Source organism: Saltatorellus ferox, from assembly GCA_007751475.1.
In the GTDB taxonomy this organism is placed as follows: Bacteria; Planctomycetota; UBA1135; order UBA1135.
The window spans coordinates 334091-350820 of the sequence record CP036434.1; the positions used below are offsets into that span (position 1 = coordinate 334091).

Annotated in this window: 12 protein-coding genes; 6 read left to right on the forward strand and 6 right to left on the reverse strand. The window is 64.6% G+C overall.

Features of this window, described 5'->3' with window-relative positions; all coding sequences use genetic code 11:
* Positions 1 to 93: 93 nt before the first annotated feature.
* On the reverse strand, positions 94 to 1173 hold the full coding sequence (locus tag Poly30_RS01290; protein ID WP_145194216.1) for a Gfo/Idh/MocA family protein: 1080 nt from the start codon (positions 1171 to 1173) through the stop codon (positions 94 to 96).
* Positions 1174 to 1278: 105 nt separating this feature from the next.
* Positions 1279 to 1404, reverse strand: coding sequence for a hypothetical protein (locus Poly30_RS28015; protein ID WP_419190814.1), 126 nt, complete (start codon positions 1402 to 1404; stop codon positions 1279 to 1281).
* A gap of 6 nt (positions 1405 to 1410) precedes the next feature.
* Between Poly30_RS28015 and Poly30_RS01295 the strand changes: the two genes are divergently transcribed.
* Positions 1411 to 2340: a transposase gene (locus tag Poly30_RS01295; RefSeq protein WP_145194217.1), complete on the forward strand. Its 930-nt coding sequence runs from the start codon at positions 1411 to 1413 to the stop codon at positions 2338 to 2340.
* Positions 2341 to 2746: 406 nt separating this feature from the next.
* Positions 2747 to 4405: a hypothetical protein gene (locus Poly30_RS01300; protein WP_145194218.1), complete on the forward strand. Its 1659-nt coding sequence runs from the start codon at positions 2747 to 2749 to the stop codon at positions 4403 to 4405.
* Between the two features lie 22 nt (positions 4406 to 4427).
* On the opposite strand, the gene Poly30_RS01305 is transcribed toward Poly30_RS01300, so the two are convergent.
* Entirely contained in the window at positions 4428 to 4859 is a 432-nt protein-coding gene (locus tag Poly30_RS01305; protein ID WP_145194219.1) for a phosphoribosylaminoimidazolesuccinocarboxamide synthase, read from the reverse strand.
* Here Poly30_RS01305 and Poly30_RS01310 point away from each other — a divergent pair.
* Together Poly30_RS01310 and Poly30_RS01315 are read left to right on the forward strand one after the other, a co-directional pair.
* Positions 4823 to 6031, forward strand: coding sequence for a transposase (locus tag Poly30_RS01310; RefSeq protein ID WP_145194220.1), 1209 nt, complete (start codon positions 4823 to 4825; stop codon positions 6029 to 6031). The genes Poly30_RS01305 and Poly30_RS01310 overlap by 37 nt on opposite strands.
* Before the next feature lie 600 nt (positions 6032 to 6631).
* Complete coding sequence (locus tag Poly30_RS01315; protein ID WP_145194221.1) at positions 6632 to 7813, forward strand: IS256 family transposase; 1182 nt, start codon at positions 6632 to 6634, stop codon at positions 7811 to 7813.
* An 18-nt stretch (positions 7814 to 7831) separates the two neighbouring features.
* On the opposite strand, the gene Poly30_RS01320 is transcribed toward Poly30_RS01315, so the two are convergent.
* Positions 7832 to 8662: a hypothetical protein gene (locus tag Poly30_RS01320; RefSeq protein ID WP_145194222.1), complete on the reverse strand. Its 831-nt coding sequence runs from the start codon at positions 8660 to 8662 to the stop codon at positions 7832 to 7834.
* Positions 8663 to 9575: 913 nt separating this feature from the next.
* Between Poly30_RS01320 and Poly30_RS01325 the strand changes: the two genes are divergently transcribed.
* Positions 9576 to 10994 (forward strand): transposase, encoded by a 1419-nt coding sequence (locus Poly30_RS01325; protein WP_419190815.1) that lies wholly within the window; start codon positions 9576 to 9578, stop codon positions 10992 to 10994.
* A gap of 339 nt (positions 10995 to 11333) precedes the next feature.
* Here Poly30_RS01325 and Poly30_RS01330 read toward each other — a convergent pair whose 3' ends face one another.
* Positions 11334 to 11915 (reverse strand): ECF-type sigma factor, encoded by a 582-nt coding sequence (locus Poly30_RS01330; protein ID WP_145194223.1) that lies wholly within the window; start codon positions 11913 to 11915, stop codon positions 11334 to 11336.
* Positions 11915 to 13585, reverse strand: a complete 1671-nt coding sequence (locus Poly30_RS01335) for a sulfatase-like hydrolase/transferase (RefSeq protein ID WP_145194224.1) — start codon at positions 13583 to 13585, stop codon at positions 11915 to 11917. Before Poly30_RS01335 ends, Poly30_RS01330 begins: the two co-directional genes overlap by 1 nt.
* A gap of 174 nt (positions 13586 to 13759) precedes the next feature.
* On the opposite strand from Poly30_RS01335, the gene Poly30_RS01340 reads away from it, so the two are divergent.
* Positions 13760 to 16666 carry a tetratricopeptide repeat-containing serine/threonine-protein kinase gene (locus Poly30_RS01340; RefSeq protein ID WP_145194225.1) on the forward strand — a complete coding sequence of 969 codons (2907 nt, stop codon included), beginning with the start codon at positions 13760 to 13762 and terminating at the stop codon, positions 16664 to 16666.
* Positions 16667 to 16730: the final 64 nt, after the last annotated feature.

Genomic DNA, 16730 nt, shown 5'->3' on the forward strand with positions numbered 1-16730 from the left:
TCAGACGAAGGCCTCCGCCCGCTTCTCGGGTTCGCTCACCGTGTCATCTTCGGGCCTTCGGCAAGCGGGCCCCCGTTGCCCCGACCTTCGATCTCAAGACATCACGCGGTCGACCAGCGGGAGAGTCCGCTTCTCGCGGGCGCTCAGCACGGCCGTATCCACGATCCGCTGGCCGATCCTCGACATCGAGGGCGAGAGTGGACCTTCGATCGGGAGGTCGTGCTCGAGGCAGTGCAAAAGGTACTGCACAGGGTTCTGGTACGGCGCCTTTAGGCGGTCCAGAGGAAGGGCTATCCCCTCTGGGCGGTCGCGAGTCTGCACTCGTACCGTCGCCTCGTGGTCGTACGAGCTGATCGTGCCGTGCTCACCGACGATCTCTAAACCGCACTTCGGCTGCGGCTGGTGCGTCCAGGGATCACTGAAGGTTCCCCACCGGGTCTCGAACCGACAGAGACCTTGCGCGTAGCGGGCGACGGTGATCGAGTGCTCGTCCACCTCGAGGCCTTCTGGCACGTGGGTCACGCAGGTCACTTCGAGTGGCACGCGTCCTTCCAGGAACCAGGTCCCGAGGGTCGCTCCGTAGCCCAGGTAGTCGAGCAGAGATCCGCCGCCCGCATCGCGCCGGTAGAACCAGCTCGACGCCTTCTGTTCCGCGCGAAAGGCGTCGGTCGTCTCGCGCTTGTCCTCGAGATGGAAGAGCGGTCCGCGATTGCCGCCGTAGTGGTTCACGTGTGTGACCGCTCCGATCGTTCCGTCCTGGATCAGGCGCCTCGCCGTCACGTGCGGCGGATGCCAGACGAGCGGCCAGTTAATCGCGAAGGGCGCCCTCGCTCGCTCCATGGCATGGATCATCCGGTCCGCCTCCTCGAGACTGGCGGCAAAGGGCTTCTCGAGCATCACGGCCTTCCCGTAGGGCGCGACCCGTTCGATCCACTCCGCGTGGGTTCCCGTGGAAGGGCACAGGATGATGAGGTCAGGATCCGTCTCTTCGATGCACTTCCGTGCGTCGGAGTAGGTCCGTGCCGCTGGAATGGAGAGAGCCTCGATGACGGACCGCATCCGAGCCGGCTCCGCGTCGCAGACGGCCACGAGCTCGACGCCTGGATGCTCATGGGCGAAGCGAAGGTTATCCCCCATGTGCATGTGGTCGAAGTTGATACCGGCGATCTTCATCTCGAAGAGCCTACTTCAGTCGCGGCGACCATGGGAAGTCCGATGGGAAGCGCGCCAGAAGACCCGTGAAGCCAGCGCGGCACCCGACCGTGCCCCTAGCGTGCCTCACGCACGCACTTCCGAATCTCGCTCGATCGTTGCCACGCGTTCGCGCAGCGTCTGCAGCACGGCCGGGTCCGCGTCACCACGGGCCTCGGCGGTACGAAGCAGCGCCCGAACTCGCGAAGTCACCCGTCGATGAAATTCACCCGCTTCCATCAAATCGACGGCGCACGCCGCCATCGCGAGATCCTCCGCGCCGATCTGATCCTGATGGAACAGCTCCTCATAGCGCCGTCGGGACCGTGCGAGTCCCCGCGCCACCTTCTGAAGTCACTGGTGCCTTTCGGTCCTGGTGCTGGGCAGCCGCTGAAGCGCCTCATCGACCCTGATCTCGGCCTTGCGTTCCAGTCGTCGGGTTGGGGGAGCCAGTACGTGCCGCCTCCACTCGTGGTGAATGCTGACGGGTTCTCGTTGCATGCGGCGACGCTGATCCGGAAGGGTCAGCGGGCGCAACTGGAGAAGCTCTGCCGCTACGTGACCAGACCCGCCATCAGTCTGGAACGCTTCGATGTCCGTCCCGATGGGATGGTCTCGTGGCTGCTGCGTAAAGCCTGGCGTGATGGGACCAAAGGCTTCTTCATGACGCCGTATCAGTTCATGGCTCGACTGGCGGCGCTCGCGCCGCATCCGCGCGAGCATCAGCTGACGTATCAGGGAGTGCTGGCCCCGGCCTCATCATTGCGTGATCTGGTGGTGCCGCGTCCGGTGGTTCGGAAGGAGCCGAAGGATGTGGACGTCGCCGATGAAGACGCCGCGAAGAGTGCGGGGGAGCCGTCGAAGGACCAGAGGTACATCCGCTGGGCAGTTCTTCTGAAGCGGGTGTTTTCGGAAGATGTTCTCAGCTGCCCGCGCTGCCGCGGGCGTCGGCACATGATCTCCGTGATCACAGATCCGGAGACAGCGCGGAAGGTGCTGGAGGGGGTGAGAGCGGCGGCGAGGAGGTCATCCGATTCGCCCGGTGGGGGAGCCCCGTCATCGCCGGGGCCGAGTCGTTCCCCACCGGCAGAGCCCGAGGTCCGAATACCGATGCCGCCTCGGCAGGGGCGGCTGGACTTCGGGACGTAGGGTGCTGCGGAAGAGCGGCGCGCGGGCCATCGGGCCCGGCGATATGAGATCAGCCAGCACTCTTGGGGAGGGTGCTGGCTGCAGGTCGTGGTGAAGCGAACCGGTGGTGCTCATCGGAGGGGGCGAAATCGGGCGAGTTCGGCTCAGCGAAGAGCCCGATGGCTGCCCGGGCGCTCCCGCGTGGCCGGTGAGGATGGGGGTAGCGGTGAATCGGGCCCCAGGCTACGGTGACTGGCGTGTCGACACACCGCTTGGAGTTCCTATCCGTCTGATCACGGATATCGAGCCGCAGATGTACGCGATGCCGTGGGAATGAGCCGCCTGGCGGGGGTGTGACCACCCGAGGGGCCTCGGCTACATCGATCGGAGTCCTCCCGATCCGATTTCCCTTGAGCTTGCATTTGCCATGCTGACCTTCGCCCCCCTGCTGCTGCTCGTCCCCGTCCCGCAAGCGCCCCCTTGCCTGGGCTCGCCCCAGGATGTGGTTCCGCTCTCGTCGTCCGTGCCGGGCTACTCCCTGCGCTTGGTCCGGGTCGCGGGGCCGCGTGCCCTGACCCTGGGGGAAAGCGTGGATGCGGCGGGAGCACCGTCCGTCCATATCGATACCTACGAGGCAGCCCCGCAGAACCTCCTCTGGGCGGCGCAATCGTCGATCACTCTCCCGGGGCGTCTCTCACCTTCTTCTGGCTTCGGGAGAACGTTCGATCTGGACGGAGATCGCGCTGCCTTCGCCATCTTCGACTCCGGCCAGCGGAGCCTCGTGATATTGGAGCGTGACGCGTCGGGAGCATGGGCGATCGACGACATCGTGCCGTCCGCGACCCATCGGATCGAACACGTGCGGCTCTCCGGCGAGCGCGTCGCCATGGGGGTCGACACGGCCGCCCGGATCGAAATCTGGGCCGATGCTCCTTCCGGGTGGGTGCTCGACGGGGTGATCCAAGAGGATCCTGGCAGCGTGCTGAACTTCACCACGGAGTTTGACCTGGAAGGCGATCGCCTCGTCAGCAACGCGCGGGGATGGGGCCTGGAGACCTATCGCCGTCAGGCAGCGGGGAGCTGGGTGAGGGAGTCCAACGCTCCCAACGCGGGTGGCTACTATTTGGACCCGTGGTTCGAGCCGGCTTTCTTTGCCAGTGGGCGCTGGGCCCAGGTGGTCTGGCAGCCGGGAACCAACACGGCGGCTGGCATCGGCTTCTGGCGCGTTTCGCAGGACGGTTTGCCGACACGCTCCATTTTCGACGGCGTGATGCTCTACTCGGATCTGCCCTATCCCAGGGTGATCACGGAGTCAGGCGCCTTCGATCGAGGGACCCTCGTTGCGCCGTCGCGGTTCAACGGTTGCACGTCATCGACCTCGGGACTCGAGCCTGGACTGGCGGTGATTCGCGTGGGTGCAGGGGACGTGCCCCGTCTGGAGGGGAGCCTCTGCTTTCGGACTGGCGCTTCGCCCCAGGACTCCCTGGTGGAATTCGACTACGGCGGAGGCGCGCTCGCTGCGACGGTCAGGCTGATCGGCTCCACTCAGCCGTCGATCGTTCGGTTTTGGAGCCTGCTTGGCGCTGACGACGATCGGAACGCGAACTGCGAGTACGACGGCTTCGAGATCGCTCTCGACCCGCTCCTCGATCGAAACCTGAACGGCATCCTGGATGCCACCGAGATCAGGGGCTCGACCGATTGCGTGCCGGTGCAGCCGAACACGTCCGGCTCGATCGCGTCGCTCGAGGTCATCGGCACCGAGTTCCATCCCACGACGGACCTCGCGGCTTCCGTTCGCGGTCTTCCCGCGAACAGCTTCGGCTTCCTGGCCGTCGCGAGGACACCGCAGCCGGTCGGTCCGTTCGGACTCTACGGCCTGTGCATCGGCTCGGGTCCCATCTCCGCGTTCGGACGCTATCCCGCGTTCCAGGCGGACGCCCAGGGGAACGCCTGGGCCGCTCTGCCGTCCACCGCTTTCCAGGGTCCCGCGCACGTTCCGGGGGACACCTGGGGCTGGCAGTACATCTACCGAGATGGCAGCGGTTTCGGGACCGGACCGGCGGTGAGGGTGACGCTGAGGTGAAGCGCCACGGGGTCCGTACCGATCAGTCCGGACGCGACCCCGTGATCATCTCACAGACTTCCAGGTACCGCTCCGCCACGCGCGCGACGACCTCGGGATCCAGCTCCGGCGCCGGGTACTCCTTGTTCCAGTCCAGGGTCTCCAGCCAGTCGCGCAGGATCTGCTTGTCGTAGCTCGGCGGGCTGATCCCGGTCCGATAGTCGGCCTTCGCCCACATCCGCGACGAATCGGGCGTCAGCGCCTCGTCGATCAGCAGCGTCTTCCCGTCGCGCACGCCCAGCTCGAACTTGGTGTCCGCGAGCAGCAGGCCGTGGCGCGCCAGCTCCTCGCTGCCGCGCTCGAACAGCCTGAGGCAGAGGGCCTTGCCCTCCTCCCAGCGCTCCTCCCCGATCAGCTCTCCGGCTCGACGTTGGCGCCGTGAATTCGACGCAGCGTTTTGAATCTTCGTTGGGATTAAATGTTCACTTCCACTCCCTCTACCTGGACGGTGTGTACGTCACGCGCAGCGCTTTCGAGTCTCCCGTCTTTCTGCCCGCAGATCCTCTCACGTCGGCGGAGGTCGAGCGTGTGCACGGCGACGCGATCGCGCGCATCCGTCGCGTGCTGAAGCGCTTCTCCCTCGACCCAATCGCACTCGGTCTGCCCCTACGCAAAGGGGACGAACCCCCTTGGGAATACGCGGACGGGGGCGCGGATGAGTCACCGCTGCTCGACTTCGGGGATGCGCGTGAGGGTTCCTTCTTCCCAGGCCTGAAAGCGGCATCGGTGAAGTCGCTGATTCCGTTCGGAGAGGCCGCAGGCCGCCCGCTGAAGCGCCTCATCGACCCTGATCTCGGCCTTGCGTTCCAGTCGTCGGGTTGGGGGAGCCAGTACGTGCCGCCTCCACTGGTGATGAATGCTGACGGGTTCTCGTTGCATGCGGCGACGCTGATCCGGAAGGGTCAGCGGGCGCAACTGGAGAAGCTCTGCCGCTACGTGACCAGACCCGCCATCAGTCTGGAACGCTTCGATGTCCGTCCCGATGGGATGGTCTCGTGGCTGCTGCGCAAAGCCTGGCGTGATGGGACCAAGGGCTTCGTCATGACGCCGTACCAGTTCATGGCTCGACTGGCGGCGCTCGCGCCGCATCCGCGCGAGCATCAGCTGACGTATCAGGGAGTGCTGGCCCCGGCCTCATCATTGCGTGATCAAGTGGTGCCGCGTCCCGTGGTTCGGAAGGAGCCGAAGGATGTGGACGTCGCCGATGAAGACGGCTCGAAGAGTGCGGGGGAGCCGTCGAAGGACCAGAGGTACATCCGCTGGGCAGATCTTCTGAAGCGGGTGTTTTCGGAAGATGTTCTCAGCTGCCCGCGCTGCCGGGGCCGCAGGCACATGATCTCCGTGATCACAGATCCGGAGACAGCGCGGAAGGTGCTGGAGGGGGTGAGAGCGGCGGCGAGGAGGTCATCCGATTCGCCCGGTGGGGGAGCCCCGTCATCGCCGGGGCCGAGTCGTTCCGCACCGGCAGAGCCCGAGGTCCGAATACCGATGCCGCCTCGGCCGTGTCTATTTCACGGGGCGGCTGGACTTCGGGGAGTAGGGCGCTGCGGAAGAGCGGCGCGTGGGTCACCGGGCTCGGTGACATGAGATCAGCCAGCACTCTTGGGGAGGGTGCTGGCTGCAGGTCGTGGTGAAGCGAACCGGTGGCGCTCGTCGGAGGGGGCGAAATCGGGCGAGTTCGGCTCAGCGAAGAGCCCGATGGCCGCTCGGGCGCTCCCGAGTGGCCGGTGAGGATGGGGGTAGCGGTGAATCGGGCCCCAGGCTACGGTGACTGGCGTGTCGACACACCGCTTGGAGTTCCTATCCGGTTGCGGTCACCGGACGAAAATCACCGTCAGTCAGCCCGACAGAGCGTCGCCAAGATCCCGCCAACGCTGCTTCATCTGCGACGACCAAGCATCTAGATCATCTTCCGTTACCGCCGACACGACTTCCCTTAATTGTGCGTGTCCGTATAGAGCATCTGCGGCCACTATGTCGTACGACCACTTCCCCTTAGCTTCATGGTGACGCGGGGGGTGTATCACTTGTTCTGTAATTTCGGCTTCGGCTCGACTGACCATCTGAACCTGCAAGGCGCGTGAGGGATCGGCCCTCACCCCTGAGGGGCCGATTCGTCACGTGCCGGTTGCGTGGGAGGCCATCGTTGGCTTTCGTGGTGTTAACCACAACCCCACTCGACCAACGATGCCTCACCACGAAGCCGACGCTAACAAGATCTCCCTCGTCCTGGAACTTCTGACTGAGCACGGTTTCGACCGTCTCGCTGAGGCGATCCAGATCCTGCTCAACGAAGCCATGCTGATCGAACGTTCCGACTACCTGAACGCCGCGCCGTACGAACGCGCAGAGTCCAGGCGCGGGTACGCGAACGGGTTCAAGCCCAAGCGCGTCGCGTCTCGTGTCGGCGAGCTCGAGCTGCGCATCCCGCAGGTTCGGGAAGCCGCCGAGGGCGGAGAGCGCTTCTATCCGAACGCCCTCGAGCGAGGAGAACGTGGCGAGAGGGCTCTCAAGCTCGCGATCGCAGAAATGTACATCAACGGCGTCTCGACACGCCGCGTTCAGAGGGTCACTGAGGAGCTCTGCGGGCTCAAGATCACATCTTCTCAAGTCTCACGCGCGACTCAGCTCCTCGACGAAGAGATCTCCTCGTGGAGGAGTCGCCCCATCGGCGCCTGTCCCTACCTCGTGCTCGATGCACGCTACGAGAAGGTGAGGATCGGCGGCTCCGTGGTCACGGCGGCTGTTCTCGTCGCCATGGCGGTACGAGAGGACGGGAAGCGATCGATCGTCGGCGTCAGCGTTGCCACCTCCGAAGCTGAGGTCCACTGGCGGGAGTTCCTGCAGTCGCTCGTCCTCCGTGGACTGCATGGTGTGCGCCTCTTCACCAGTGACGACCACCCCGGCATCAAGGCCGCTCTCGCATCCGTCTTCCCTGGCGTTGCCTGGCAACGATGCCAGTGCCACATGCAGCGCAACGCGCAGTCCTACGTCTCCAAGATCGTCATGAAGAAGGACGTGGCGGAGGACCTCCGCTCCATCTTCAACGCGCCGACGATGGCCGACGCCGAGCAGATCATCAAGACGGTCGTTGTCAAGTACCAGGACTCGGAGCCCAGGGTCGCCGCGTGGATCGAAGAAAACATCCACGAGGGACTCGCTGTCCTCCAATTTCCCGCCAGCCATCGTCGACGCCTCCGGACGTCGAACGCGGTCGAGAGGCTCAACAAAGAGATCAAGAGGCGAACGCGAGTCGCTGGCCTCTTCCCGAACGAAGCCGCGCTGTTGCGGCTCGTCACTGCCCTGGCCATGGAGGTCTCCGAAGATTGGGAGGCCGGCCGTCAATACCTCACCATGGAGCAAGCCTGATCTTCCTCGCGGACGAAATTACAGAAGAAGAGTTGCTCTATCGTGACGCGAGTCCACTTCTAGTGTTGCACAGACGCTACTTGCGCAACTCTCTATCCCTTGACTAGCCTCAATTAGCAGTACCTCCGCGAGTCTCTCCCAGCCTTCGAATCCGCTCGACGGAGGTGCAGACGAGTGACCTCCGGAATGCTCATTCAGAACCCATCGCAGCGCGTACTCATGCCCTTGCTCCACAGCCCGCCGAACTGCGTCACCTTCCCAAGGAAAGTCAGGCGCTATCTGATCCAGTAGGGAACCCGGATCTGAGTTACCATGCGGGTGCGCCAGTTTATGATGGCAGACGAGCGTTTGATAGACATCCTCGAAGCTGCGGCCTAGCATTGTCTCAAGGAGGGAAGTGAACAGAGGATCGATATCAGAACGAGCGACTTTCTGCAATGCAGGTAAGTCGACGACCGCCTCAAGTACTGCAAAGCGCGACGCAAGCCTCTGAGGCAGAGACTCTATCGCATGTAGGCATAAATCAATACCTTCTTTGAGTATCTCTAGCCCCTTTTCAACTTCGACGAAGCGCAGATAATACAGGGTCAACGAGAGGTTGGCAGGATCGTCCTGCAAATGTGACAACAGTCCGCCACCATCTTTCATCCACTGCTCAACTCTTTCGATCGCGGCCGCAGACGAGGCTTGCCCTGGCCCGGCGAAGAATACCTCGAGAAAGTCGATCGGAGACCCACTCGTTGTCCGAATGCCCTGGGCGCTATCAGCCGAATAGGCATCGCCAAACAGGCCGTCCAATATCGCCCTATAGACGGCGCCGTTTGCGGCACTCGCCTTGAGAATTTGCAAATATTCTCTCCGCGCCTCTCTGGCTAAAACGGATGAGCTATTGCCATTGGAGTCATCGATCTCAGCCTCACTGAGAACGAATCTTCTCTCAGGGTCACTACGCAACATTCGCCTGTTCCTTGAGATCCAGTCCACAATCTCTGGAGCGCGGAGTTCAAGGGCAGAAAGACATGCGATATCCCCGAAGCCCACCTCTCCTTGGAGCGCATGCCATTGCTCCCTCGTCCGACGAACGAAGAACTTGAGTTGCCTTGGAGTAATAATCAATTGAATGATCGCCGCAAGCGGGGTAATCGACTTAGTCCAACCGACAACATGAAGATATCGAGCAGTGGGACCCCAACAGGTAGCATTGCCAGGGAGAGCCGATCCTTAAGCCCGATTGCCTCCAGTCGATCAATCCAAGCCCGCACCGCGCTCGTGACATCCATTTCCCACGCTTGGGCAATGAGATCGTAGCATCTATACGATTCAATAGGCCTGAGGTAATCAATGTCCTGGGATTGTTTTGTCGCTTCGAGTGCTCCGATGAGTGAATCAACAGCAACAACGACGCGAAAGGAGTCGAGACTAGCCAACTGAAAGAGTAAAGCTGAGAGCGCGGGTGGGGTCCGTCCTTCATGCTCAAGATTTAGACGATCCAAGTCATCGATCCACACCAAGATGTGGTGACCCATACTTCTCAGACGGCAGTCAAGTTTCCCGAGAATCTTTCCTGGCTCCCTCTCCGAGAAACTGCGCAGAAAGTTATATGCGCGATCACTGCCAAGCGATACAGCCTGAACGTAGCGCTCAGGAACACTAGTAAGGCTGGCAACATCAACAACCTTAGCAGGCCGTTGAAAAAGTCCGGGCGGCCTGAGGATCGGAGGTGAACGGCGGCGGGCAGTGTGCGAGGAGGGCGAGCATGTCGATGAGTCGTCGCGCGAGAGAGAGGCAAGAGTCGCTGTGGATCCCGACGACCGAACTTCCGGTCGCCCCCGGCAACCCGTTCTACACCAAGCTCAACGAGCTCCTGAGCGAGGCAGACTTCGATCTCAAGGTCGAAGCGCTGTGCGAGCCTTTCTACGCGGCGAAGAAGGGACGCCCGAGCATCGCGCCTGGCGTGTACATGCGGATGCTCATGGTGGGCTACTTCGAGGGGCTCGACTCGGAACGAGGGATCGCCTGGCGTTGTGCCGACTCTCTTTCTCTGAAGGAGTTCCTCGGGTTCCGGCTCGAGGAGGTGACGCCGGATCACTCCAGCCTCAGCCGAATCCGCACCCGACTTGATCTGGAGACACACCAGGCCGCTTTCGACTTGGCACTTGCGATCGTGGCCAAGCAGGGCCTCCTGACAGGGAAGGCGATTGGGGTGGACTCGTCCACCATGGAAGCCAACGCTGCTCTTCGGAGCATCGTCAGGCGCGACGACGGGCGCGGGTACAATGAGTTCCTGACGGACCTCGCACAGGAGTCCGGCATCGACACGCCAACCCGCGAGGACCTGGCCAAGATCGACAAGAAGCGCCCGAAGAAGGGGTCCAACGCCGAATGGCAGTGCCCTACGGACCCAGAAGCGCGCATCACGCGAATGAAGGACGGGAGCACGCACCTCGCTCACGCCGTCGAGCATGCAGTCGACATGGAGACGGGAGCGATCATTGGCGCCACCATCCAAGATGCGGTTGTCGGCGACACCACGACGATCTACGGGACGTTGGCACGGGCGTTCGAGGCACTGATCACCGTGCTCGGTGATCCAGAGGTGTCCGACACGCTGTCCAGGGAAGTCGGAAAGGAGATCGTCGCGGACAAGGGTTACCACTCGAATGACACGATGGAGGCGATCGCGGAAGCCGGATGCCGAAGCTACATCAGCGAGCCTGACCGAGGCGATCGCCGCTGGGATGGCAAGGAAGAGGCACGCGATGCGACGTATGGGAACCGCCGACGAATGAAGCGGAAGAAAGGCAAGGCACTGATGCGGAAGCGGGGTGAGTTCATCGAACGATCGTTCGCGCACACGTTGGAGAGCGGGGCAATGCGCCGCGCTCACCTTCGAGGCCACGAGAACATCATGAAGCGGTATCACTTGCATACCGCTGCGTTCAACTTGGGCTTGGTCATGCGGTCGATCGTCGGCGCGGGGACCCCGAAAGGGCTCAATGCCCGGGCTGCGGGCCTCTGCACCGAGGTTGCGGCGTCAATCGGCGAGGCAATCTTGCTGCTGATCGAAATTGGCACCCGATCCGCGCCACTTCGGATCCTCGCTCCGCAATTCAGGGTCGCCCCCGCCAGAAATCGATTTCACCCGCCTCGCGTCGGAGTGACCACTTTCTCAACGGCCTGATAGATTCTGGGTCGCAACGGAAAGAACTGCCAATTGGGGTGTCCACACTCAGGCAAAGTAGCCTGGAGCCCAGGTCTTGGCTACCTTCGTCCTCGCCTGGCGGCACCGAACCCGACCCAAAGCCGCCACGTTTCGAAACGTGGCGGCTTTGGGTCGGGTTCAGTACCGCCAGGTACAGTATCGCCACAGATGGGAACGGTCGGCAACAACTTCTCCAGCGCACTCGGCATCACGTTCCGCTGAGGTGCTTGGAGGTGCTTGTTGGCGAGGCCTTGGCCTGGCGGCGGCGCACCTCTGCGGCGCGCTCGGAGGGCTGATCGCCCGTCTTGTCGAGGGTCGTCAGGCGTCTCGCAGCTCGCGCTTCAGCCAGCTCCGTGCGAACGTCCAGTCGGCCTCGGCCGTTCGCTTGGACACGTCCAGGGTGACGGCGACCTCGTCCATCGTGAGGCCCGAGAAGTAACGAAGCTCGACCACGCGCGCCTTGCGTTCGTCCAAGTCGGCGAGGCGACGAAGCGCCTCGTCGAACATGAGGACGTCGACCGCGTCCCGTCCGCCGAGGGCGTTGACCTCCATCGCGACCTCGAAGTCCTCGCGCTGGCCGCCGTCGCGCTTCGTCGACTGACGGGCGCGGGCGCGATCCACGAGGATGTTGCGCATCACGCGGGCGCAGAGCTGGAGGAAATGGGAGCGGTCGGCCAGCCCCGCCATCTTCTGATCGATCAGCCGCAGGTAGACCTCGTTGACGAGGGCCGTTGGCTGAAGCGTCAGCGCGTCACGGCCCGTACCGAGCTTGCGGCGAGCGAGAGCGCGCAGCTCCTCGTACACGGACGGCATGAGCTCTTCCAGGGCCGCCTCTTCTCCCGAGCGTGAGCGCTGGAGCAGGCGCGTGAACGTGGGATCCTGGTCGTACGGCGCGGTCATCAGGGCAGCGGGATCGAGTCGAGTTCGGCCGAGAGCGCGAGGTACTGGCTGCGGACGGGACCGGGCACGAGGTGAGCCCCTGACAGCATCAGGTCGATGCCCTCGAACGGATCGGTGAAGAGATCGTAGAACTCTTCGACCGCAGGCCCGCTGCAGTTCAGCGGATTGGAGTATCGAAGGAGCTTGTAGCGCTGATTGCGAAGCGTTCGCGCGAACTGAAGAGCGCAGGGGGCCTGGCTGGTCGGGAAGTTCGGGCTGAAGACCTCGGAGAAGAGGGTCTTGCGATTCCGACCGGGCTGCTTCGTCAAGAGGTGCTTGAAGGACTGCGAGTCCAGCACGTTGGGCGAGATGGCGAGCAGCGTCAGCGCGTCGATACCGAAGAGGTCGGCGATCGTGGCGTACAGGTCCACGATATGGATCATCTGCGCTTCTGTTCGCTGGGGGCGACCCGGCAGCGCGCTGCGTACGCCCGCGCCCGCCACGATGAAAGGAACGTTGACGCCGCCTTGGTAGATCGAACCCTTGGACTTGGGCGGCAGGCCGATCGTTCGGTCGCCGAGGAAGGGTCGCGAGGTGACGCCGCCCGGCGAGCCGTTGTCGCCCATGAGGAAGATGATCGTGGTCGTGAGGTCGACGCCCGTGAGCAGTCGGCCGATCTCCGTGTCGGTGGCCTCGACCATCGCCTCGTAGTACGGCCGCTTGGCCGCGACCTGATCGAGCAGCGGCGCGTTCAGCGGAAGGTCGCATGACTCCTGGCAAACGGGCGCTGGGCAGGAGATGGGGAGGCACTGCGCAGGCTGGACCGGGCAGCTGGGCTGCTGCGCGTGGAAGCAGCCACCCTGGCCGTCATCGAGGAAGTAGCTCGGGGCGAGGTGAGCGGGCGGGATGTGATACGGCGCGTGCGGCGCCTGCATCGCCATGTAGAGGAAGTACGGATCGCCGGCCTGGCCCGCAATGAACGAGAGCGCCTCGTCGACCGTGTCGGTCGTCGAGTAGGTCTGGCTCATCGAGAAGTTCCCGTCGGTGTTCTTGAGCCAGCTGCAGTACGTCTCGTTCGGGTAGTCGGCGCGGCGGATGTTGTGCTGGGATCCGCGGAACGTGTCGAAGCCCTGGATGAGCGGGGACATGGGGTCTTCGCCCAGGTGCCACTTGCCGACGGCCGCCGTGCCGTAGGGAGGCAGCAGGCCGACGAGCGCCGCCTCGCGCAGCATCTCGGGGATCGTGAACTCCTGGGGATCGAGGGCGTCCGTGGTGGGGCAGCCGCACTGGTCGACCACGCGTCCGATCTTGTGGCGGAAAGGCTGGCGGCCGGTCAGGAGCGAAGCCCGCGTCGGTGAGCAGACGGGCTCCACCCAGGCGTTGAGGAACGTCACGCCCGACTGCGCCAGCGCGTCGATGTTCGGGGTCGGCGGCCTCGTGATACAGGCGCCGGAGAGGTCCGGCGTCCCGTAGATCGCCATCATGTCCATGCCCCAGTCGTCGAGGAGAATGACGATCGCGTTCCGGGGTCTCGCTCCACCGAGCGAGCCGTCGGAGCTGTCCGCCATGGGGATGGCGGTGCGGCGCACGCCCACCTGGGCGCCAGTGGGCGCAGCGGCCGGGGCCACGGGTGCGGCTGCCGGTTGCGCGAGGGCCAAGAATGGGGCCAGGAGAACGGTGGACAGGAGCATGCTGGCGCCTCGTTGGGGGACTTCGGTGAGACAGGCGCACCCGCTTCACAGGCGCACTGAATTCTACGCTATCGAGGGACCGCGGGCGGGTCACTGCGATTGCCTGGATGTTCCCGCCGTGCCAGCGGGACTTTGGCACAACCGCGACGGAGATGTCTGGTAGGTTCGTGCCCCATGTCGGCAGAAGACGGTCCAGCGAAAACACCGGGTGGCGCTTCAGAACGGGACAGGTTCTCCCTGGTCGCCGCCCTCTTCGACGAGGCGCGGGGCCTGCAGGCAGGCGCTGTCCGCTCGGCTTTCCTCGAAGCCCGGTGTGGGGACGACCGCGACCTTCGCGCCGAGGTGGAGGACCTCCTCGAACTCCACGCAGAAGGCGGCACCCTGGCGCAGGACGGCGGGAGCGCGTTCGAGTCGAGCTGGGCCCTGGACGCGCTCGCAAAGGAGGTCACAGGGTTCGAAAGCGGCGAGCTGCCAGCGGTCCCTGTCCCCGAACGAGTGGGACCGTACCAGGTGATCAAGGAGCTGGGGGCTGGCGGCATGGGCCGCGTCTACCTGGCGCGGCGCGGAGGCGCGGACTTCGACAAGAGCGTGGCGGTCAAGGTGCTCCGTCCGGGCCTGGACGACGCGGCCTTCCTGGTGAGGTTCCGCGCGGAGCGTCGCATCCTCGCCCAGCTCGACCATCCCTACGTGGCGACACTCCTGGACGGTGGCGCCACGGAGGAGGGACTCCCGTACCTCGTCATGGAGTACGTGGAGGGCAAGGGCCTCATCCGCCACGCGGAGGACGCGGGGCTCGACCTCGCTCAGCGCCTCGCGCTCTTCGAACGCGTGTGTGAGGCCGTGGTGGCGCTCCACCGCAGCCTCATCGTTCATCGCGATCTCAAGCCCAGCAACATCCTCGTCACCGCCGAGGGTATCCCCAAGCTCCTCGACTTCGGCATCGCCAAGATCCTGGAGCCGGACCAGGTCGAGGGGACCGTCCTGAACACGCAGACCGGACTGCTGCTCTTCACGCCGGAGTACGGCAGCCCCGAGCAGAGCCGCGGCGAGGTGATCACGACGGCGTCGGACGTGTACTCCCTCGGCGTGATCCTGTTCGAGCTCCTGAGTGGACAGCGCCCCTACGCCTTCCCGACCCGCACGCCCGCCAGCATCGAACGTGTCCTCACGGAGGTTCAGCCCCCGACGATGAGCAGCGTGGCCCCCCGGAACGCCCGGGCGCTCGCCGGTGATCTCGACACGATCGCGGCGATGGCGCTGCGGAAGGAACCCGAGCGTCGGTACGGCTCGGTCGCGCTCCTGCTGGAGGACGTTCGCCGCTACCGAGGCGGCCTGCCCGTCCGCGCGCGGCCGGACACGCTCGGCTACCGTGCGACGAAGTTCATGCGGCGCAACTCCGGCTGGCTCGCGGCAGCGCTCGTCTTTCTCGTTCTCGTGGTTGGATTCGCGGTCACCATGGCGCTCCAGGCGGAACGCACCGCGAACCAGCGCGATCTCGCGGCCGAGCGGGCCGAGATCGCGGGCGAGGTGAGCCGCTTCCTCGTGGATCTCTTCCGGGTCTCCGCGCCGGATGAGTCGGTCGGCGAACAGATCACGGCCCGCAGTCTCCTCGATCGCGGCGCGAATCAGATCAAGTACGACGTCCAGAAGGACGCGGGCGTTCGATCGGCTCTGCTCGACGCGATGGGGCGCGCCTACTTCTCCCTGGGCAACACGAAGGAGGCGGGTCAGCTCCTGCGTCAGGCCGAGGCACTGCTCTCCGACGTCGACTCCAAAAGAGCCGAGCGGGCGTCGATCCGCGTTCAGATCGGAAGCCTGGAGTTCCAAGAGGGCGACGGTGTGCGGGCCGAGGCAACGCTTCGCGGCGCACTCGCGGACCTGGTCGAGCTCCATGGTCCGATCCATCGCGAGGTCGCAGCGGCCACGCGCGCACTCTCTTCCGTGCTCGGCGAGCTGGGGAAGCTGGACGAGGCGATCGAGCTGGCGCTCTCGGCCCGCCACATGGCCGGGTCCATGGTGCCGACGAACGTCCGAGAGCAGGTGGCCGCGATGGTGCTCGAAGCACGCCATCGCGAGGCGCACGCTGACTTCGAGGCTGCGGAGGAACTCCTGCTGGAGGCCGCGAGGATCCAGCGCGAACTCTTCCAGGGAGATCACCCGGACGCCGCGGAAACGCTCAGGGCGCTCGCCGTACTCCACAAATCCCAGGGGCGCCTCCAGGAAGGAACCGCGGCCATCGAGGAGGCGATTCGCATCGACACGGAAGTTCTGGGCGCGGACCACCCGAACGTGGACGACGATCGGTTCACGCTCGCGGCGCTCTACAAGGAATCAGGTCTGCTGAAGAAGGCGCTCGCGCTGAACGTCGAGATCCTGGAGCGGGAGCGTGAACGCTACGGCGACCACCCCTACGTGGCGCTCGACCTCGGCAACATCGGGGGCATCCTCGTGCAGCTCGGTGAGCTGGAGGAGGCGAGCCAGCACTACACCGCCGCGCTCGAAATGCAGCGTCGAGTGCTGCCCCAGGATCACCCGGAGATCGCCACGACGCTCTCGAACATGGGCGTCATGCACCGTGTGGCACGCGAGTACGACGAGGCCGTTCCCCTGTTCGAGGAGGCGCTGAGGATCCGGGAGGCCACGTATCCGGGCGACCACCCGGCCGTGCTGACGAGCCGCAACTCGCTGGCGATGTCCTACCAGGATCAGGGGAGGACCGAAGAAGCCCTGGAGCTGGCGAAGAAGGTCCTCGAGGGCCGTGAGGCGAAGCTCGGCGTGCATCGCGAGACCGCCGGCAGTCTCTACGCTGTCGGCTCGCTGCTCGATGCCCTTGGGAGATCCGCGGAGGCGGATGGGCACCTCTCGCGATCGATCGAGACCTACCGCGCCGTCCTCCCCGCCGGGCACCTCGACATCGCTCGACCGATCGCCTTCATGGGGTCGGCCCTCCTGCGCCGCGGCCAGAACGACGCGGCGCGACCCTACCTGGAGGAGGCGCTCGCGATGAGGCGGAAGAAGCTGCCCCCGGAGCATCCGGACGTGGTGCGGCTGGAAGAGAGCCTGCGTTCGATGACCCAATAAGCGGCCTGCGCTCCAGGCTGCGCTCTGCCACATGTTCCAGCCTGGGCTGGATTTGCTGCGGAAC